Source organism: Pseudomonas sp. W5-01 (assembly GCF_046540435.1).
Lineage (GTDB): Bacteria > Pseudomonadota > Gammaproteobacteria > Pseudomonadales > Pseudomonadaceae > Aquipseudomonas > Aquipseudomonas graminis_B.
On record NZ_JAXCIP010000001.1, the window covers coordinates 92,595 to 115,943 of the forward strand.

Annotated in this window: 2 protein-coding genes (1 of these 2 cut by a window edge); both read left to right on the forward strand. The window is 65.2% G+C overall.

Annotation, left to right across the window (positions count from 1 at the left end; all coding sequences use genetic code 11):
- Entirely contained in the window at nucleotides 1–9,735 is a 9,735-nt protein-coding gene (locus SLW75_RS00405; RefSeq protein WP_410933210.1) for an amino acid adenylation domain-containing protein, read from the forward strand.
- Nucleotides 9,735–23,349 carry the 5' portion of a non-ribosomal peptide synthase/polyketide synthase gene (locus SLW75_RS00410; protein WP_410933211.1) on the forward strand. 2,582 nt of this gene lie beyond the right edge of the window, so only the first 13,615 of its 16,197 coding nucleotides appear in the window; the start codon lies at nucleotides 9,735–9,737; the stop codon falls past the right edge of the window. Before SLW75_RS00405 ends, SLW75_RS00410 begins: the two co-directional genes overlap by 1 nt.

A 23,349-nucleotide genomic window follows, 5' to 3' on the forward strand; every position in this document is an offset into this window, starting at 1 on the left:
ATGAAATCCATACGAGATCAGGCCGCGCATTTTCCCGAACTGGTGGGCTTTTATGCGCAGACCCAGCCGGACCGGATTGCCCTTCGACACATCGTCCACGAGGACCAGGCGCCGCTGCTGACCACCTACGCCGAGCTGGATGCCAGGGCGCGTTCGATTGCCGCCTGCCTTCAGCAGCATCTCGGCGTGCAGGACGGCGAGCGGTGCGTGCTGATCCTGCCGACCGGCGCGGATTACGCGGCGGCGTTCCTCGGCTGTTTGTACGCCCGGGTCATCGCGGTGCCGGCCTTCGCTCCGGAGTACAACCGCCAGACCCACCTCGACCGTCTCACCGGCATCCTTCACGACGCCGCGCCGCAGATGGTCCTCGGGCGCCGGGAAGACCTGGACAAGTTCCAACACCTGTTGCAACCCTTTATGCCCGCTGGCGGGCGCTTCGCTGCAGTGGAAGAAATCGCCGACGGCCACGCAGGGTTTCAGGCGCCGCTGATCGACACCGCCTCGCTGGCCTTCCTGCAATACACCTCGGGCTCCACCAGCGCACCGAAAGGCGTGATGGTCTCCCACGACAATCTCATGGCCAACGAAATCGCCATGGCCCGGCACTTCATTTCGGACCCGGCGTCGGAAAGCTGGGTCAGCTGGCTGCCGCTTTACCACGACATGGGGCTGATGTGCGGCCTGCTGTTGCCGCTGTACTACGGCGGCACCCTGACAATGATGTCGCCTAACTATTTCCTCGGCCGGCCGGCGCGCTGGCTGGAAGCAATGAGTCAGTACGGCGGGACTTTCTCCGGCGGCCCGGACTTCGCCTATCGCCTGTGCGTCGAGCGCATCAAGCCCGCCGCCGTGAAAGGCCTGGTGCTGGATCGCTGGAGCCTGGCGTTTTCCGGCTCCGAGCCGATCCGCATCGCCACGTTGGATGCCTTCAGCGAACATTTTGAGCCAGCCGGTTTCAACCGCCGCGCCCTGACGCCGAGCTACGGGCTGGCCGAAGCGACCCTGTATGTGAGCGCCGCCGAGCGCGACAGGCCGTTCGGCATCAAGCATTTCGACGGCAGCCAACTGGCCGCCGGGGAGGCCGCAGAGGCGGTGTTCGCCAACCAGAACGCGAAAAGTCGTCTGCCGGGATGCGGTTGGTGCCGGCCCGATCACGACCTGCGCATTGTCGATCCGGCCACGCTGCAGCGCCTCGCGCCGGGTCACGTCGGCGAAATCTGGATTACCGGGCCGAGTGTCGCCCAGGGCTACTGGCAGAACGCCGAAGCCACCGCGCAGACCTTCGTCGAGGAAGACGGCCAGCGCTGGTTGCGCAGCGGCGATCTGGGTATCGCCAGCGACAACGAGCTGTTCATCACCGGTCGCTTGAAGGATTTGATCATCCTCAACGGCCAGAACCTCTACCCCCAGGACATCGAGCAGGCGCTGGAGAAGAGCGTCGAGCTGCTGCGTCGCGGGCGCATCGCGGCGTTCCCGGTCACGGACGAGCAGGGCGTCGAAGGCGTCGGCCTGGCCCTGGAAATCAGCCGCAACGTGCGCCGCCTGATGAAGCCGCCGATGATCTGCGAAGCGGTGCGCGACGCCGTGTCCGAGCTGTTTCTGGTGGCGCCAAAGGTCATCGTGCTGCTGGAGCCGGGCGCACTGCCGCGCACCACCAGTGGCAAGCTGCAGCGTTCCGCCTGCCGCAGTGGCTGGCAGAACGGCAGCCTCGACAGCTTCGCGATCTGGCAGGACGGGCGTTTGCTCGATGCTGACAGCGCGGACGTCTCGGTTGAGGCTTCGCCTTTGCTGCCGGAAGTGTGGGCCGCGTGGCAGGAAGTCCTCGGCAAAAGCGACCTGAATGCCGCCGATCACTTCTTTGCCCGTGGCGGTGATTCGGTGGGCGTGGTGCAAGTGCTGTCGCGTCTGAACAGCGAGTTGGGCCTGAAACTTGAGCCCGCCCACCTGTTCGAACATCCGACCCTTGGCGCCTTCAACGCCCACGTCGCCGCGCACCTCTCCACCCATGGCCGCAGTGCCGAAGCCTCTGCGGGCGTGCCGCGCATTTCCCGTGACACCGATCCCGAGCAGTCTTTTGCCCAGCAGCGCCTGTGGTTCCTCGCGCAACTGGAGCCGGACAGCAGCGCCTATCACCTGTGCGGTCAGCTGAGTCTCAACGGCGCGCTGGATGATGCCGCGCTGCAACGCAGCCTTGACGACCTGGCCGCCCGCCATGAAAGCCTGCGCACCACCTTCGCCATCGACGCCAACGAAAAGCTGGTGCAGCGCATCCACGCGCCAGGCCCGGTGCTGATCGAACGCCATTACCTGAGCGAGGACACCGACCCGGCAGCCGCCTTGAGCGAACTGGCCAGAGCGGCCGTCGAGCAGCCAATGGATTTGCAGAAAGGTCCGCTGTGGCGCGTGCTCAATGTGCGGTTGGCGCCGGACCGGCAGCAACTGGTGCTGGTGCTGCACCACATCATTGCCGATGGCTGGTCGGTGCAGGTCATGCTCAAGGAATTCGCGGCGCTGTACAGCGCCCATGCGCAAGGACAGGCTCCGGCGTTGCCGCCGCTGCCGATTCAATACGCCGACTTCGCTGTCTGGCAGCGCGCGCGTCTGGCCGGTGGGGAAGGCCAGCGCCAACTGGCCTACTGGCGTGAGCAATTGGGTGAGGCCCAGACCGTTTTGAATCTGCCTGCAGACCGCCCGCGTCCGTCCCAGCAGAGCCATCGCGGCGCCCGTTACGCCATCGCCCTCGACCGCGACTTGAGCCAGGGCCTGCGCGACCTTGCCAGCCGTCACGGCGCGACCTTGTTCATGGTCATGCTCGCCGCCTACAAAACCCTGTTGCAGCGCTACAGCAGCCAGACTGATCTTCGCGTCGGCGTGCCGGTGGCGGGGCGGAGCTGCACCGAATCCGAAGGCCTGATCGGGCTGTTCGTCAACACCCTGGTGCTGCGCAGCGAGGTGTCGCCGCAGCAGTCGTTCAGCACGCTGATCGAGGCGGTTCGCCACACCGCGCTCGGTGCGCAACACCATCAGGATCTGCCGTTCGAGCAACTGGTCGAAGCCCTCGGCGTGTCGCGCAACCTCAGCCACAACCCGCTGTGTCAGGTGAAATTCACCCAGCAGTTCCCGCTGCCGCAGAACGTCGAAATGGCCGGCGTGCGCATGGACGTCAATCAGCTCGACGACTACTCCGCGCACTTCGATTTAGGTCTGGACATCACCGACGACGCCGACGGCATTCAGGCGGTGTTCACCTATGCGTGCGACCTGTTCGACGAACCGCGTATCGCCGGTCTCGCCGGTGACCTGCTGCGGATCTGCGCGCAAGTGGTGGCGCAACCGCAGGTGCGTCTGGCTGATTTGCAGATCGGCGCCGAACCTTCATGCCTCGCTGCCGAATTCGTGACGTTCCCAGCCACCGATGTCCTGAGCCTGTGGGACGCCAGCGTGCGCGCACAACCGAATCGTCTGGCCCTGCAAGACGAACAGCGCAGCGCCGGTTTTGCCGAGGTCGACGCCCAGGCCAATCAACTGGCGCAGCATTTGCGCCAGGCCGGGGTGGGCGCGGAAAGCCGCGTGGGTATTCTGCTGGAACGCTCGGTGGAGTTCGTCGTCGGCCTGCTGGCGGTGCTCAAGAGCGGCGCCGCGTTCGTGCCGATGGACCCGAAATGGCCCGCCGAACGTCAGGCGTTTGTGCTGGCCGACAGTGGCGCAAGCGCGTTGATCAGTGACGTGGCGGCGCCGGGTGACTTCCATGGCGACGTCATCAGCGTGGGTGCCGACGCTGCGTGGCGTTCGCTACCGGCGACAACACTGGATGTGCCCGTAAACGCCGATCAGGCCGCGTACCTGATCTACACCTCCGGCACCAGCGGCACGCCGAAAGGCGTTGTCATCAGCCACGGCGCACTGGCCGATTACGTCCAGGGCTTGCTCGCCCGTCTCGATCTGGCGCCCGAAGCAAGCATGGCGATGGTCTCTACCGTCGGCGCCGACCTGGGCCACACCGTGCTGTTCGGCGCGCTGTGCTCGGCGCGCTCGCTGCACCTGATCGGCCCCGACCGCACCAACGACGCCGACCGTTTCGCCGCTTACATGGCCGAGCACAGGGTGGGCGTGCTGAAGATCGTGCCGACCCATTTGAACGGCCTGTTGCAGGCGACGAATGCCGCCGATGTGCTGCCCGAACACGCGCTGATCCTCGGCGGCGATGCGCTGCCGTGGGAGCTGGTGGCCCATGTCAACCGCTTGAAGCCCGGCTGCCGGGTCATCAATCACTATGGGCCGACCGAAACCACCGTGGGCGTGCTGAGCAATGAGGCTCTTGGAGCAGCATTGGGTGAAAGCGTGCCCGTTGGCCGTCCCCTGCCGAACGCCGTGGCGCTGATTCTCAACGACCATCTGCAACCGGTGGTGCAGGGCGACGTGGGTGAGTTGTACATCGGCGGGCCCGGGCTGGCGCGCGGGTATCACCAGCGTCCGGCGATGACCGCTGCGGCGTTTATTCCGGACCCGAGGGGCAGCGGCGCGCGCCTCTACCGCAGCGGTGACCGCGCGCGCTTGCTGGCCAACGGGCAGATTCAGTTCCTCGGCCGTGCCGACGACCAGGTCAAGGTGCGCGGCTACCGCTTGGCCCTGGGTGAAATCGCCCAGCGGCTGCGCCAGCTGGACGGCCTGCGTGACGCCCATGTCCGCGTCGATGATCGCGGCCAATTAATCGCTTATGCGCTGGTGGCGAGTGGTGCAACGGTGGACGGCGAGACGCTGCGCGCGCAACTGGCCCACAGCCTGCCGGACTACATGGTGCCGAGCCACATCCTGACCCTTGATGCTTTCCCGTTGACCGCCAACGGCAAGCTCGACGCCAGCGCGCTGCCGTCGCCGACCACAACATCGGAAGATTTCGAAGCGCCCCGTGAAGGGGTCGAGGCCGCACTCGCCGCGCTCTGGCAAGCGGCGTTGAACGTCGAAGCGGTGGGCCGTCACGACAACTTCTTCACCCTCGGCGGCGACTCGATTCTCAGCCTGCAGATCATTGCCCGGGCGCGGCGTCAGGGCATTCGCCTGACGCCCAAGCAGCTGTTCGAAAAACAGACCATCGCCGAACTCGCCCAGGTCGCCACGGTGGCCGAAGCCAAGCCTGCCGCTGCGCCCGTCACGGCCGCCGTTGCGCCCCGCGAGTTTGCCCTGACGCCGATTCAGGCGCGCTTCTTCAGCCTGCCCATCGCCCAGCGTCAGCACTGGAACCAGTCGCTGTTGCTCGACGTGCCCCAGGCGCTGGACACCGCGCTGTTGCAGCAGGCCCTCGCCGCTGTGCTGGCCCACCACGACAGCCTGCGCCTGAGCTTCCATCAGAACGATGCAGGCCAGTGGCAGCAGCGTTACCGCGACAGCGAAAGTGCCGAGCGCGTGCTGTGGACCTGCGAACTGAGCCGCGAAGACGACCTCGATTCGCTCAACGACGAAGCCCAGCGCAGCCTGAACATCGACACCGGTCCGCTGCTGCGGGTGGTGCATGCGCGTCTGCCGTCGGGCGAAGCGCGGTTGCTGTTGGCGATCCATCACTTGGCAGTGGACGGTGTGTCATGGCGGGTGCTGCTGGAAGACCTGCAACTGGCGTACAGCCAACTGGCCGCCGGCAAAAATGTGGCCCTGGCCGACAAAACCGCCAGCTTCCAGGCCTGGTCGCAGTCGGTGAACACCCTGGCGGGCAGCGCTGAGCTGCAACAACAACTGCCGCACTGGCAAGGGCTGAACGCCGCCGATGCCACTCTGCCCGGCGATGCTTCGGTAGAGAGCCTTGTCGGCGACAGCGAAACCCTGCAGCTGAAAATCGACGTGGCCAACACCCGTCGCCTGCTCAGCGAAGCCCCGGCGGCGTATCGCACCCGCATCGACGACCTGCTGCTGGCGGCATTGTCCCAGGCGTTGTGGCAGTGGAGCGGCCGTCGTCGCCAGGTCATCAGCCTCGAAGGCCATGGCCGCGAAGACGCCACCGGCACCCTGGACCTGAGCCGCAGCGTCGGCTGGTTCACCAGCCTGTACCCGCTGGCGCTGGACGCCGCGCATGACCCAGTCGCCACACTCAAGGCGGCCAAGGAAGCTGTACGTGCCGTGCCGGAAAAAGGCCTCGGCTACGGAATACTGAAGCACCTGGCCGACGCCGATTTGCCAGAGCTGATCGGGCAGGGCGTGACCTTTAACTACCTCGGCCGCTTCGACGACAGCGAGGGCGCGCTGTTCGCCCTGTCGAGCCGCACGCCGAACAATCTGCGTGACCCCCAAGGGCCGCTGGCCAATGCTTTGGCGGTGGACGGCCAAGTCCGCGACGGCGAGTTGCAGCTGGACTGGACCTTCAGCCGCAAGCGTTTCAGCCGCGACATCATCGAGCAACTGGTGGCGCTCTATGAAGCGCAGTTGTTGCAGCTGATCGCCCATTGCAGCGATGAAACCAATGCCGGCCTGACGCCGTCGGACTTCCCCCTGGCGGCGTTGAATCAAACGCAACTCGACGGGCTGGGCATCCCCGCGCGGGAGATCGAAGACATCCTGCCCCTGGCGCCGATGCAGCAAGGCATTTTGCTGCACAGCCTGCTGGAGCAGGGCAACGGCATCTACCTGATGCAGGATCAGTACGACGTCGGCAGTCACGTGGATTTTGAGGCGTTCAAATTCGCCTGGCAGCAAGTGGTGCAGCGTCACCCGGCGTTGCGCACGGCGTTTCATGGGCTGGAAAGCGGCGTGCAGCGTCAGATTGTGATGCGCCGCGTGCCGTCGCCGGTGCAACTGATCGACCTCAGTCATCTGTCCCGCGACGCCGCCGAGGCCGAGCTTGAAGACCTGCTGAAAAGCGAGCGCGAGCAGGGCTTCGATTTCGCCCGGGCGCCGTTGCTGCGCCTGCGCCTGATCAAGTTCGGCGAGGCGGATTTCCGGATCGTCCAGAGCCACCACCACGCCTTGATCGACGCCTGGTGCCGGGGCCTGATGCTCACCGAATTCTTCGCCCATTACCGCGCGTTCCTGGATGGGCGTCAGGTCAGCCTGCCGCCGGCGCGGCCGTACCGCGATTTCCTCGCCTGGCTCGCCGAGCAGGACGAAGCGGTGAGTCGCGATTACTGGCGCAACGCATTGGCGGGCTTCACCGAAGTCACGCCACTGCCGTACCGCCACAGTCCTCAGGGTGATTCGCAAATGCGCGACGTGACCTTAGCCCTGGGTGTCGAGCAGACGACGAAACTGGCCGAACAAGCCCGTCAGCATCGTCTGACGGCGAACACCTTCGTGCAGGCCGCCTGGGCCTTATTGTTGATGCGCCATGCCGACCGCGACGAAGTGCTGTTCGGTGTCACCGTGGCCGGTCGTCCGACCGAGCTGGAAGGCATCGAAGGCGCGCTGGGGTTGTTCATCAACACCTTGCCGCTGCGCATCCGCCGGCCGGGCATGGGCGCGTCGGCGCTGGACCTGCTCAATGCCTTGCAGGGGCAGAACGCCGACATGCGCCAGCACGAACACCTGTCCCTGGCCGACATTCAGCTGCTCGCCGACACCCCCCGCGGCCAGCCGCTGTTCGACAGCCTGTTTGTTTTCGAGAACGTTCCGTTGGGCGCCGAGGTGCAGCAGGCCGTGAACGAATACCGCATCAACCCGCTGGCCAACCGTACTCACACCAACTACCCGTTGACCGTGGTGCTGCTGCCGGGTGAATCCCTGCAACTGCAGTTGACCTACGACACCCGGCACTTCAACGACGCCGACATGGGGGCGCTGGTCAGCCATTTCCGTCGTCTACTCACGCAGTTGATCGACAACCCGCAGCAGACCCTGAGCCAGTTGCAGATCCTTGAGCAAACGGAGCGCGAGCAGCTGCTGGCCCAAGGGCTCGGCCCGGTGCAAAAACACTGGTACGACATCAGCTACCTGGAGCGTTTCGAGGCGCGGGTGCTGGCCCATCCGGCCCAGGAAGTGGCCCGTTGTCAGGGTCAAAGCCTGAGCTACCGCGAACTCAATCGTCAGGCCAACCGCATCGGTCGCGGTCTGATCGCGTCGGGCGTGCAGGGCGACGACGTGGTGGCGCTGTTCGCACCCCGCGGTCTGCCGTTGTTGAGCATGATCGTCGGCGCGTTCAAGGCCGGTGCGGCCTATCTGGCGCTGGATGATCGTCACCCGGCCGGGCGCAGCGCGCGCATGCTGGTCAGCAGCGCCGCGCCGGTATTGCTGACGCCGCGGGAGTGTCTGCCCCAGGTCGAGGCGATCGTCGCGCTGGCTGAACGCAAGCCCCGTGTGCGGGTGCTTGAGGACGTGCTGGCTCGCGCCGATGAGTCCGCCGACGAGAACCCGGGCCGCTACGCGACGGCCGAGCAACTGGCCTACGTCATCTACACCTCGGGTTCCACCGGCGAGCCGAAAGGGGTGATGGTCAATCAGCGCGGCATGCTCAACAACCAGATGTCCAAGCTGCCGTATCTGCGTCTGGGTGAGGGCGATGTCATTGCCCAGACCGCCGCCACCGGCTTCGACATTTCCGTCTGGCAATTCCTCACTGCACCGCTGTTTGGCGGGCGCGTGGAGATTCTGCCGGACGCCGTGGTGCAGGACCCGCAGCGCCTGCTGGAAGAAGTCGCGGCCAATCAGGTCAGCGTGCTGGAATGCGTGCCGGCGGTGATCGACGCCATGCTCGCGGTCGCACCCCAGCGACTCGATGCCCTGCGCTGGCTGCTGCCGACCGGCGAAGCGCTGACCACCGACCTCGCCGCGCGCTGGTTTGCCCGCTACCCCGAGGTGCCGCTGGTGAACGCCTACGGTCCGGCGGAGTGCGCCGACGATGTCGCGCTGCACACCCTGACCGCCGCGCCCGCCCTCAACGCCAACATGCCGATTGGCCGGCCCACCGACAACAACGGCCTGTACGTGCTGGATTCCAATCTGCAACTGGCCGCGCCCGGTGTGGTGGGCGAGCTGTACATCGGCGGCGTTGGCGTCGGCCGTGGCTATGCCGCGCGGCCAGGGCTGACCGCCGAGCGCTTCCTGCCCGATCCGTTCGGCGAAACCGGTGCGCGGCTGTATCGCAGCGGCGACCTGGCCCGCTGGAACGCCGACGGCGCGCTGGAATACGTCGGCCGGGCGGACTTCCAGGTGAAGATCCGCGGCCAGCGCATCGAGTTGGGCGAAATCGAAAACCTGCTGTTGGCGCAACCCTCGGTGCACGACGCCGTGGTCAGCGCGCAACCGACGCCCCACGGCCCGCAACTGGTGGCGTACGTGGTGCCCGAGGCCCAGCAGGCATTGTCCAGCGACGTGCTGAAAAGCGCGCTGGCGCAGACCTTGCCGCCGTTCATGGTGCCGGCCCACGTCGTCGTGCTGGCACAGATGCCGCGCAACGCCAACGGCAAGCTCGACCGCAAGGCACTGCCGGCGCCGAGCCTGGAAGAGCGCGTGTTCGAAGCGCCACAGGGCGAGCGTGAGGAAGTCCTCGCCGAACTCTGGCAGAGCCTGCTGAAGGTCGAGCAGGTCGGTCGTCACGACAACTTCTTTGAACTCGGTGGCCATTCTTTGCTGGCGACGCGGCTGCTGTCGCGCATTCGCGAGCGCCTCGGGGTGAGCATCCCGCTGGCCCAGGCCTTCGAAGCCACCACCGTCGCCGCCCAGGCGGCGCTGATCGACACCTTGCAGGGGCAGACCCTGACACTCGACCGGCTCGATGCCCTGGACGAGTTAATGAATGAGCTGGAGGAAAGCAACTGATGTCGCAACCGAGCATGACTTCACAGAGCAAGCTGCTGGCGCTGGCCACGCGTTTCCTCAGCCTTGGCAGCGCTCAGCGTCGGGTGTTTTTGAACAAGCTGCGCGAGCAGGGCCTGGATGCGTCGTCGTTGCCGGTGCCACCGGGTGTGGCGGGCGAGCGCAGCCCGGCGTCGTTTTCCCAGCAGCGTTTGTGGTTTCTGGAGCAACTGGAACCGGGCAATAGCACGTATCACCTGCCGGGTGCGTTGCGCCTGAAGGGCGAGCTGAATGTTGGGGCTGTGGAAACGGCGTTCGAGCGCGTGGCCGAGCGACATGCCAGCCTGCGCACGGTGTTCGCCACCGCTGAAGACGGCACGCCGGAGCAGGTGATTCAACCTGGTCAACCGCTGCCATTCGAACGTCTGCACGCAGCTGACGAAGCCGAAATGCAGGCGCTGGCCGATGCCTTCGCCCGACGCCCGTTCGACCTGGCCCAGGGCCCGCTGTGGCGCGTGGCGTTGATCGAACGCGCCGCAGACGATCACGTGCTGCTGGTCTGTCTGCACCACATCATCGCCGACGGTTGGTCGATTCAAGTGCTGCTGCTGGATTTCGTCGAGGCCTATCGCGCCGCCCTTCAAAACGATACTGCCTCACTGCCAGCGCTGCCGCTGAGCTACGCCGACGTCGCCCTGTGGCAGCGCGCCTGCCTGGACGCGGGCGAGGGTGATCGGCAACTCGCCTACTGGCAGCAACAACTGGGCGACGAGCCGCCGGTGCTGGAACTGCCGGCGGACCGTCCACGCCCGGCGCGCCAGAGTTTCCGTGGCGCGCGCCTGCCGTTCACCTTCGACGCGGCACTGTCCGGGCGTATGCGTGAACTGGCCCGGCAGCGCGGCGTGACTTTGTTCACTGTCCTGCTGGCTGCCTATCAAGTGCTGTTGCAGCGGATGAGCGGCCAGACCGATCTGCGCATCGGCGTGCCCATTGCCGGCCGTCAGCGCGCCGAAACCGAGGGCCTGATCGGCTTCTTCGTCAACACCCAGATTCTGCGCGGCGACGTGCAGGCCGACGCCAGTTTCAACCAGATCATCGACAACGTTCGTCTGGCCTCCCAGGGCGCACAAGCCCATCAGGACCTGCCGTTCGAGCAACTGGTGGACGCCCTGGCGCCGGAACGCAGCCTCAGCCACAACCCGCTGTTTCAAGTGCTCTACAACCATCAGCAACGCCAGGACGAAGCGCTGCAATTGATGCCCGGCCTCAACGCCACGCTGATGCCGCTCGACAACGGCAGCGCGCAGTTCGACCTGGCGCTGCACACCTGGGAAAACGCGGCGGGGGAACTGGCGGGGAACTGGAATTACGCCACGGATCTGTTTGATCACGGCAGCATCGAGCGCTTGCATGGGCGTTTTGAGCAGCTGTTTGCCGAGTTGCTGGAGCGGCCGGATGCGGCGATTGGCGATTTCGAGCTGCTGGATGTTGAGGATCGCGCGCAGTTGGCGGTGGTCAATGACACGGCGCGGGATTGGGATTCCGAGCCGTTTGTGCATCGGCATTTTGAGCGGCTGGCGCAGGTACATCCCGAGCGGGAGGCTGTGCGCTTCGGCGATGAGACGCTGAGTTATCGCGAGCTGGATCAGCGTGCGAATCAGCTGGCCCATTACCTGCGCGAACAGGGCGTGGGGAGGGAATCTCTGGTGGGCGTGGCGGCGTTGCGTTCGGTGGAAATGGTGGTTGCGCTGTATGCGGTGCTCAAAGCCGGCGCTGCCTATGTGCCACTGGACCCTGAGTACCCGGCAGATCGTCTGCGCTACATGCTGGAAGACGCCGGGATCGGGTTGCTGCTGAGCCACGATGGGGTGATCGCTGATTTGCCGGTCGTGGAAGGTCTGCGTGTGCTGAATCTGGATCAGCTTGAACTCTCCGGCCAGCCCGTCACGGCGCCCGTGATTGAGCTGCACCCCGAGCAGCTGGCCTACATGATTTACACCTCCGGTTCGACCGGCAAACCCAAGGGCGCCGGCAATACCCATGCCGCACTGTTCAACCGTCTGGCCTGGATGCAAGAGGCTTACGCACTCGACGCATCAGACGCGGTATTGCAAAAAACGCCGTTCAGTTTCGACGTGTCGGTCTGGGAGTTCTTCTGGCCGTTGATGGTCGGTGCGCGTCTGGTGGTCGCTCAGCCCGGGGATCATCGCGATCCGCTGCTGTTGAAGACGCTGATCGAACAACAGCACATCACCACGCTGCACTTCGTCCCGTCGATGCTCGGTGCCTTCATGGCTCAGGACGATCTCACCGGCTGCGCTTCCCTGAAACGCATCGTCTGCAGCGGCGAAGCCTTGCCTGCCGATCTGGCGCGGGAAACCCTGCAGCGCCTGCCAAACGCCGGCCTGTTCAACCTGTATGGCCCGACCGAAGCGGCCATCGACGTGACTCACTGGACCTGCGCTGATGAGCCGGGCGTTTCCGTGCCCATCGGCGCCCCCATCGCCAACCTGCAGATCCACATCCTCGACAGCCGCCTCAACCCGCAACCCGTCGGCGTGCCCGGCGAGCTGTACATCGGCGGCGCCGGCCTGGCGCGTGGTTACCACCTGCGTCCGGGGCTGACCGCCGAGCGTTTTGTTGCCAGTCCGTTCGGCAGTGGAGAGCGTTTGTACCGCACCGGCGACCTGGCCCGCTGGCGTGCCGACGGCGTGGTGGAATACCTCGGCCGTCTCGATCACCAGATCAAACTGCGCGGCTTGCGCGTGGAAATCGGCGAGATCGAAGCGGCGCTGCTGGATCACCCCGCCGTCAACGAAGCGGTGGTTATCGCCCGTGAACTCAGCACTGGGATGCAACTGGTGGGCTATCTGGTCGCCGAGGATTTCGACGAAGATCACCTGCGCACTCAGTTGAAACAACGCCTGCCGGACTACATGGTTCCGGCCCACTTCGTCACGTTGGACCAGCTGCCGCTGTCCGCCAACGGCAAACTCGACCGCAAGGCGCTGCCCGACCCACACATCCAGCAACGGGCCTTCGAAGCGCCACTGGCCGGGGTCGAAACCCAGCTGGCGGCCCTGTGGCAAGACCTGCTCGGCGTCGCGCAAATCGGTCGCCAGGACAACTTCTTTGCCCTCGGCGGCGACTCGATCCTCAGCCTGCAAATCATCTCCCGCGCCCGCAAGGCCGGCATCGTGCTGTCGCCCCGGCAGATGTTCGAACGCCAGACCATCGCCGAACTGGCCCAGGTCGCCCAGGTGGTCAGTCAGGATGCGCCTGCGGTCGAGCGCATCGAGCTGAACCGCGACATCCCGCTGACCCCGATTCAGCACTGGTTCTTCCAGCAGCCAATGCGCAACCGCAGCCACTGGAACCAGTCGCTGTTGTTGAACCCGAGCGAAGCCTTGGACCTGCCGGCGCTGACTCAGGCCCTGGCGGCGGTGATCAACCATCACGATGCCCTGCGCATGCGCTTTGTCCAGCAGGACAACGGCCAGTGGCAGCAACGCTATCGTGCAGAGCTTTCTACGGACGAGCAGGCTCATGACGGCCTGATCTGGCAGCGTACAACCAGCCTGAACGAGCTGACCCCAGACTGCGACGAAGCCCAGGCCAGCCTCGATCTGAGGGACGGCCCGTTGCTGCGCGCCGTGCATTTCACCCTGGCCGAAGGCGGCGAGCGTCTGTTGCTGGTGGTGCATCATTTGGTGGTGGATGGCATGTCGTGGCGCATCCTCCTGGAGGACCTGCAAAACGCTTACACCCAGGCCCAAGCCGGCCTCGCCATCGATCTCGGCGACAAGGCCGCGTCGTTCCAGCGCTGGGCCAACCGCCTGCTCGATTTCGCCTACAGCGACGCCGTGCTGGCCGAAGCCGAATACTGGCGCAATCTGCCGTCAGCACCTGCATTGCCCTGCGCCAATCCAAAGGGAGAGGCGCGACAAAACAACGTGCGCCAGCTGCATTTGCAACTGGACGCTGCTTGCACCGAAAAGCTGATCAGCGAGGCGCCGGCGGCGTATCGCACGCAGATCAACGACCTGCTGCTGACCGCGCTGGTCCGCGCGATGAAGCGCTGGAGCGGCGAGTCCCAGGCGATGATCGCCCTGGAAGGCCACGGCCGCGAAGACCTGTTCGACGGCGTTGACCCGGCGCGCACCGTCGGCTGGTTCACCAGCCTGTACCCGGTCAGCCTGCACGCCGACGACGACCTCGATGCGGCACTCAAACACACCAAGGAAACCCTGCGCGCCGTGCCCAACGGCGGCCTGGGTTATGGCCTGCTGCGCCATCTGCGCGGCGAAGCCTTGCCGGCGCTGGACGGCTGCGTGCTGTTCAATTACATGGGCCGGCTGCAAAACAGCAGCGGGCTTTTCAGCCTGGCCGAGGAGGGCAGCGGTGCCCAGCGCGCCGCCGATGCGCCGCTCAATGGCGAGCTGTCTATCGATGCGCAAATCCGTGACGGCCAGTTCAGCCTGACCTGCAGTTTCAGCAGCGAGCGCCATGAATCGGCGTCGATCCAACGCTTGCTAGACGCCTACGGCGAAGCGCTGAACGAGGTGATCGAACACTGCCGCCGCCACGCTGCGGTCACCCCGTCGGACTTCCCGGCGCTGGCGTTGACTCAGGCACAACTCGACGCACTGCCGGTCGCCGCGTGGGACATCGAACAGCTCTACCCGTTGACGCCGATGCAGCAAGGCCTGCTGTTCCACACCGAGCTGAGCGGTAGCGAGGTTGTCGATCCCGACAGCGCCCGCGATCTGTACATCAACCAGGTGGCTCTGGACATCGAACACTTGCCGGTGGCCCGTTTTAAATCGGCGTGGGCGGCGGCGGTGCAGCGTCATCCGATCCTGCGTGCGGCGTTCCTGCGCGTCTCCGGCAGCGAACAGCCGGTGCAACTGATTCGTCGCGATGCGGCGTTAGTGGTGCGCGAACTGGACCTGCGTAGCAGCCATCAGGCACTGGCCGACGTACTGGCGAACGAGCGCGAAACCCCGTTCGACCTGCACGCCGCGCCGCTGATGCGCGTGCTGCTGGTTCGCCAAAGCGAGACGCTGTGGAAACTGGTCTGGACCTTCCACCACATCCTGCTGGACGGCTGGAGCAGCGCGGCGGTGCTGGGCGAAGTGATTCAGGCGGCGATGTCCGACGCCACCCCGCAGCCCGCCGGGCATTACGGCGACTACGTCGAATGGCTGCTGAGCCGCGACGCCGAGGGCAGCAAGACCTTCTGGCAGAGCCATCTGGCCGGTTTCGACCAGCCAACGATGATGGCGGCGGCGCTGACCGCACCGACCTCCAGCACGGGCGAGCCGTTGCCGAACCAGGTGCAGGTCACGTCCATGAATCTGAACAGCGAACTGCTCAACAGCGCCGCCCGCCGCCAGCGCGTGACCGTCAACACGCTGATTCAGGCGGTGTGGGTGTTGCTGTTGCAGCGCTACACCGGCCAGCAACGGGTGGCGTTCGGCGCCACCGTGTCCGGTCGTTCCGCGCAAGTGCCGGGCATCGAACGCATGCTCGGGCTGTTCATCAACACCCTGCCGCTGGTGCAGGCGCCGCAAGCGCAGCAGAAGGTCGGCGACTGGCTCAATGACCTGCAAGCCCACAATCTGGAGCTGCGCGAGCACGAACACACGCCACTGTTTGAGGCCCAGCGCTATGCGGGTCATGCCGGTCGTGACCTGTTCGACAGCCTGCTGGTGTTCGAGAACTACCCGGTGGACGCGGTGCTGCGGGACAAGCAGGCCAACGGCGTCAACCTGGGTTCCGTCGAACTCAGCGACAAGACCCACTACCCATTGAGCCTGGCGGTGGTGGCGGGCGAGCAGGCCCACGTTCACGTCAACTACCACAGCAACGTGTTCAGCGCCGAACAGATCACGCGTCTGTGCGGGCATTTTCAGACACTGCTGGACGGCCTCTGCCGCTTCCCCGAGGCGCGCATCGGCGAGCTGTCGATGCTCACCGAAGGCGACATCCAGCAGATGCACGCGTGGAACACGCCGCCGTTTTCGCCGTATGTGGATCGGCCGATTCACGAGCTGATCGCCGACCACGCGCGTATTCGCCCTGACGCCATTGCGTTGGTTCATGGCGAACAGCGCCTGACCTTCGCCGAGTTCGACCGTCGTGCCAACCAACTGGCTCATGCGCTGCGGGCGCGAGGCATCGGCACTGAAGTTCGAGTGGCGATTGCCATGGAGCGGGGGATTGATCTGTGGCTGGCGTTTTACGCCGTGCTGAAATCCGGCGGCGCCTACATCCCGCTGGACCCGGATTACCCGACCGAGCGCCTGCGTTACATGCTGGAGGACGGTGGCGTGAAGCTGCTGATCAGCCACGACGCTGCGTTGGGTCGTGTGCCGGTCGGTGATGTGCCGCTGCTGAATATCGATGAACTGGATTGCTCATCCGAGCCAACTACGGCACCGGATGTGGTCATTCACCCGCAGCAACTGGCCTATCTGATTTACACCTCGGGTTCGACCGGCAAGCCAAAGGGCGCGGCCATCGCCCACGCCGACATCTCGATGCACATCCAGACCATCGGCGAGCGTTATCGCTTTACCCCGGAAGACCGCAAGTTCCACTTCCTGTCGATCAGCTTCGACGGCGCCCACGAAGGCTGGATGATGCCGCTGTGTTACGGCGCTCGCGTTGTACTGCGCGATCAAGAGCTGTGGAGCGTCGAGCAGACCTACGACACCCTGACCCGCGAAGGCATCACCGTCGCCTCGTTCCCGCCGAGCTATCTGCGCCAGCTGTCCGACTGGGCCGGCGTGCAGGGCAAAGACCCTGGCGTGAAGACTTACTGCTTCGCCGGCGAAGCTTTCAGCCGCGAAATGCTCCACGACGTGATCCGCAATCTGCAACCGCTGTGGATCATCAACGGCTATGGCCCAACGGAGACCGTGGTTACGCCGACGCTGTGGCTGGCGTCTGCCGAGACCGCTGATTTCACCACGGCGTATGCGCCGATTGGTGATCTGGTGGGGGATCGTCAGGGCTACGTGATGGACGCGGATTTGAACCCGCTGCCCCAGGGTATCGCCGGGGAGCTTTATCTGGGTGGCGCCGTGGCCCGGGGTTATCTGGACCGTCCCGGCGCAACCGCCGAGCGCTTCTTGCCGCATCCTTTCAAGGCCGGTGAGCGCCTCTATCGCAGTGGCGACCGCGTGCGCCTGAACAGCAAGGGGCTGCTGGAATACCTCGGCCGTATCGACCATCAGATCAAAATCCGTGGCTTCCGCATCGAGGCCGGCGAGATCGAAGCGGCGCTGAAAGCCTGCGACGGCGTGCGTGAGGCCTTGGTCGTTGTCCGTGACAGCGCGAACGGAAAGCTTCTGCTGGGTTATGTCGGGGGCAACGGTCTGGCCGAGGACAGCCTCAAGCAGCAGCTGAAAAACACCCTGCCGGAATACATGGTCCCGGCGCACATCGTGGTCATGGAGCGCCTGCCGCAGTTGCCCAATGGCAAACTGGACCGCAACGCGCTGCCTGACCCGCAGGTGATCTCCAGCGATTATCAGGCGCCGCAAACGCTCCTTGAACAGCAATTGGCGGCGCTGTGGCAGCCGTTGCTGGGCATCGACGCCGTCGGCCGCAACGATCACTTTTTCGAACTCGGCGGCCACTCGCTGCTGGCGATGCAGCTGATCTCCCGGCTGCGCCATGAGCATCAATTGAGCGTGCCGTTACGGGCGCTGTTCGACGCGCCGCGCCTCAGTGATTTCGCCCAGCGCATCACCGGCCTGACAGGCATTGATTCGCCCCAGCTAGAGCTGTCCCCACGCCAGCAAGAACGCGCCGTACAGTCCTTTTCCCAGCAGCGCCTGTGGTTCCTCGATCAGCTGCAACCCGGCGGCCATGCCTACAACCTGCCGGGCGCCGTGCGCTTGTGCGGCGAGCTGAACGAGGCTGCGTTGCAGGCGGCCTTCGACGGCCTGACCGCGCGCCATGAAGTACTGCGCACACGGTTCCTGGCGGTGGATGGCGTGCCGATGCAGCAGATTGAGCCTGCCCAGTCGGTGCAGATTGAGCGGATAGACATCACCGCCGAGCCGAATCTCGACACTGCTTTCAACGCCCTGGCCCAGGCCTTCGTCAAGCGCCCGTTCGACCTGTCCCGCAGCCCCGTCTGGCGACTGGCGCTGGTGCGTGTCGCGGCCGACGAACAGCGTCTGCTGCTGTGCCTGCACCACATGATCTCGGACGGCTGGTCAGTGCGCGTGCTGCTGCAGGAATTCTGCGAGCTGTACCGCGCGGCCGTGGAAAACCGCGCGCCGCAACTCGCGCCATTGCCGGTGCAATACGCCGACTTTGCCGCCTGGCAGCGCGAATGGCTGGCGGCGGGCGAGGGCGAGCGGCAACTGAACCACTGGCGCGAGCAACTGGGTGACGAGCATCCGGTGCTGGAACTGCCGACCGACCGGCCCCGCCCGCCCCAGCAGAGTTATCGCGGTGACCGGGTGCTGTTCGCCTTCGATACCGCGTTCAGTCAGCGCGTGCGCGGGTTCGCGAAACAGCAGGGCGTCACGCCGTTCATGGCGATCCTGTCGGCGTACCAAGTGTTGCTGCACCGCCTGAGCGGGCAGAACGACCTGCGCATCGGCGTGCCGATTGCCGGTCGTTCGCGGCTGGAAGTCGAAGGGCTGATCGGCTTTTTCGTCAGCACCCAGGTGCTGCGCGCCGAGGTGTCTGCCGAGCTGAGCTATCGCCAGGTGCTGGAGCAGGCCAAGGCACGAACCCTCGGCGCCCAGGCCCATCAGGACCTGCCGTTCGAGCAATTGGTCGAAGCGCTGCAACCTGCGCGCAGCCTGAGCCACAACCCGCTGTTCCAGGTGGCCTACGACCATCAGCAGCAGAACTTCGAATCACTCGCCGGGCTGCCGGGCCTGCGCGCCGACGTGCTGCCGCTGGACGATGGCAGCAGCCAGTTCGACCTGGCGCTGAACACCCACGAAGACGCCGATGGCGGGCTGGGTGGGTCGTGGAATTACGCCACGGATCTGTTTGATCACGGCAGCATTGAGCGTTTGCATGGGCGTTTTGAGCAGCTGTTCGCCGAGTTGATCGAGCAGCCGGACGCGGCGATTGGCGACTTCGAGTGGCTGGATGCTGAAGACCGTGCGCGGTTGGCGGTGGTCAATGACACTGCGCGGGAGTGGGCTAACACCGAACCGTTTGTGCATCGTCATTACGAGCGGCTTGCCCAGGCGCATCCCGAGCGGGAAGCGGTGTGCTTTGGCGATGAGGTGTTGAGTTATCGCGAGCTGGATCAGCGGGCCAATCAGTTGGCCCATTACCTTCGCGAGCAGGGCGTCGACCGGGAATCGCTGATGGGCGTGGCGGCGTTGCGCTCGGTGGAGATGGTGGTTGCGCTGTATGCCGTACTGAAGGCGGGCGGGGCGTATGTGCCGCTCGATCCGGAGTACCCGGCGGACCGTCTGCGCTACATGCTCGAAGACGCCGGGATCGGGTTGCTGCTGAGCCACGATGCCGTGATCAATGAACTCCCGTTTGTGGAAGGCCTGCGGGTGGTGAACCTCGATCATCTGGCACTGGCGGATTATCCCGTCACAGCGCCAGTTGTAGAGCTGCACCCCGAACAATTGGCCTACATGATTTACACCTCCGGTTCGACCGGCAAACCCAAGGGCGCGGGCAACACCCACGCCGCGCTGTTCAACCGTCTGGCCTGGATGCAAGAGGCTTATGCCCTCGACGCATCCGACGCCGTGCTGCAAAAAACGCCGTTCAGTTTTGACGTGTCGGTGTGGGAGTTTTTCTGGCCGCTGATGGTGGGCGCGCGCTTGGTGGTCGCCCAGCCGGGTGATCACCGCGATCCTGTTGCCCTCAACAAGCTGATCGAACACCAGCAGGTCACCACGCTGCATTTCGTCCCGTCGATGCTCGGCGCCTTCATGGCTCAGGACGATCTCACTGGCTGCGCTTCCCTGAAACGCATCGTCTGCAGCGGCGAAGCGTTACCCGCCGACCTGGCGCGAGAGACCTTGCAGCGCCTGCCAAACGCCGGCCTGTTCAACCTGTACGGCCCGACGGAAGCGGCCATCGATGTCACCCATTGGACCTGCGTTGATGAGCCGGGCGTTTCCGTGCCCATCGGCGCCCCCATCGCCAACCTGCAGATCCACATCCTCGACAGCCGCCTGAATCCGCAACCCATCGGCGTGCCCGGCGAGCTGTACATCGGCGGCGACGGTTTGGCTCGCGGTTACCATCTGCGTCCCGGCCTGACCGCCGAGCGCTTCGTTGCCAGCCCGTTCGGCACCGGCGAGCGGCTGTATCGCACCGGTGACCTGGCCCGCTGGCGTGCCGACGGCGTGGTGGAATACCTCGGGCGTCTCGATCACCAGATCAAACTGCGCGGCTTGCGCGTGGAAATCGGCGAGATCGAAGCGGCGCTGCTGGATCACCCCGCCGTCAACGAAGCGGTGGTTATCGCCCGTGAACTCAGCACTGGGATGCAGCTGGTGGGCTATCTGGTCGCCGACGATTTCGACGAAGAACACCTGCGCACTCAACTGAAACAACGCCTGCCGGACTACATGGTCCCGGCCCACTTCGTCACGCTGGACAGCCTGCCGCTGTCGGCCAACGGCAAGCTCGACCGCAAGACGTTGCCCGACCCACACATCCAGCAACGGGCCTTCGAAGCGCCACTGGCGGGGGTCGAAACCCAGCTGGCCGCGCTGTGGCAAGACCTGCTTGGCGTGGCGCAGATCGGCCGTCAGGACAACTTCTTCGCCCTCGGCGGTCATTCGCTGCTGGGCATTCAACTGGTGGCGCAGATCCGCCGCGACTTGAAGCTTGAGCTGCCCCTGCGTGCGCTGTTCGAGTCGCCGGTGCTGGCTGACCTCGCTCACTACCTGAACACACAGGCCGTTGCGACGGCGATGCCGGTTCTGCAGCCCCGTGCCGACCGCGAGTTCGCGCCGCAGTCCTTTGCCCAGCAGCGCCTGTGGTTCCTCGCGCAACTGGAGCCCGAAAGCGTCGCGTACAACCTGCCGTGCGTGCTCAACCTCAGCGGCGCGCTGAAACTTGATGCCCTGCAGCAGACCTTCGATGCCCTGGCGGCCCGTCACGAAACCCTGCGCACTTGCTTCCGTCCATCCCCGACTCAACACCGGGAGGCGGTGCCGCAGCAACGGATTCTGCCGGTCAGCATTGTGCACATTGCCCGTCACGACCTGCGCGACAACGCGGCGCCGGAAGCCGCATTCGACGCGCTGGCAGAGGGTTTCATGAATCAGCCGTTCGACCTCGACGCCGAGCGTGCGCCGTGGCGGGTGGCCCTGGCGCGGGTGGCGGACGATCAGTGGCGCCTGCTGCTGTGCATGCACCACATCATCTCCGACGGCTGGTCGGTGCAGGTCATGCTGGAGGACTTCGCCGCGTTGTATCGCCGGTTCGCCCAGGGCAGCGACGTGCAACTGTCTGGGCCGCAACTTACGGAGCTAAGCGTGCACTACGCCGACTACGCCCGCTGGCAGCGCGAGCACCTGAGCGGCGCCGAACGCGAGCGCCAGTTGAGCTGGTGGCGTGAAGCGTTGGGTGACGAGCAGCCGGTGCTGGAACTGCCGGCGGACCGTTCGCGTCCGGCCGAACGCGACGGCAAAGGCGGGCGCCATGCCTTCGTGCTGCCCCAGGACCTGGCCGACACGCTGCGCCAGACCGCTAAAACCCACGACGCCACGCTGTTCATGCTGTTTCTGGCCTCGTTCGACACGCTGCTGTATCGCCTCAGCGGCCAGCGCGACCTGCGCATCGGCGTGCCGGTGGCGGGGCGTGCCGAGGTGCAGACCCAGGGCTTGATCGGCTTCTTCGTCAACACCCTGGTGCTGCGTGCCCAGCTCAGCGGCGACCAGCCCTTCACCGCGCTGCTCGCCCAGGTCAAGGACAACCTGCTCGGCGCCCACGCCCATCAGGACCTGCCGTTCGAACAACTGGTGGAGGCGCTGCAACCGGCGCGCAGCCTGAGCGTCAACCCGCTGTTCCAGGTCAGTTACAACCATCAGCAACAGCCGGATATGTCGCTGCTGCAGTTCGACGACCTGAGCTGCGAAGCCCGCCAGTGGGACATCAAGGGCGCGCAGTTCGATCTGGTGCTGGGCACCTTCGAGCACCGCGACGGCAGTATCAGCGGCTACCTCGATTACGCCATTGACCTGTTCGACGCCTCAACCGTGGCGCGTCTGTTCGAGCAATTGGTCACGCTGCTGCGGGCGATTTGCGCCCAGCCAGATGCTGCCATCGGTGACCTGCCGCTGCTGGGCGAGACGGACCTGGCCGCGCTGGATCAATGGAACACGCCGCCGTTTTCGCCTTATGTGGATCGGCCGATTCACGCGCTGATCGCCGACCACGCACGCCTTCGGCCCGACGCCATTGCATTGGTCCACGGCGAGGAACGCCTGACCTTCGCCGAGTTCGACCGTCGCGCCAATCAACTGGCTCATGCCTTGCGCGCCCGGGGCATCGGCACCGAAGTTCGGGTGGCGATTGCCATGGAGCGGGGGATTGATTTGTGGCTGGCGTTTTATGCGGTGCTCAAGTCCGGGGGCGCGTACATCCCGCTGGACCCGGATTACCCGACAGAGCGCCTGCGTTACATGCTGGAAGACGGCGGCGTGAAGCTGCTGATCAGCCACGACGCTGCGCTGGGTCGTGTGCCGGTCGGTGATGTGCCGCTGTTAAATATCGATGAGCTGGATTGCTCGTCCGAACCGGTGACGGCGCCGGATGTGGTGATTCACCCTCAGCAACTGGCGTACCTGATCTACACCTCGGGTTCGACCGGCAAGCCAAAGGGCGCGGCCATCGCCCACGCCGACATCTCGATGCACATCCAGACCATCGGCGAGCGTTATCGCTTCACCCCGGAAGACCGCAAGTTCCACTTCCTGTCGATCAGCTTCGACGGCGCCCACGAAGGCTGGATGATGCCGCTGTGTTACGGCGCTCGCGTTGTACTGCGCGATCAGGAACTGTGGAGCGTCGAGCAGACCTACGACACGCTGATCCGCGAAGGCATCACCGTGGCCTCCTTCCCGCCGAGCTACCTGCGTCAGCTGTCCGACTGGGCCGGCGTGCAGGGGAAGGGCCCCGGGGTGAAAACCTACTGCTTCGCCGGTGAAGCCTTCAGCCGCGAAATGCTCCACGACGTCATTCGCAATCTGCAACCGCTGTGGATCATCAACGGCTACGGCCCGACGGAAACCGTGGTCACACCGACCTTGTGGCTGGCGTCTGCCGAGACCGCTGATTTCACCACGGCCTACGCGCCGATTGGTGATCTGGTGGGGGATCGTCAGGGCTATGTGATGGACGCGGATTTGAACCCGCTTCCTCAAGGGATCGCTGGGGAGTTGTACCTGGGGGGCGCGGTGGCGCGGGGTTATCTGGACCGTCCGGGCGCAACGGCCGAGCGCTTTCTGCCGCACCCGTTCCGGGCCGGCGAGCGGATTTATCGCAGTGGCGACCGCGTGCGCCTGAACAGCAAGGGGCTGCTGGAATACCTCGGCCGTATCGACCATCAGATCAAGATCCGTGGCTTCCGCATCGAGGCCGGTGAAATCGAAGCGGCGCTCAAGGCCTGCGAGGGCG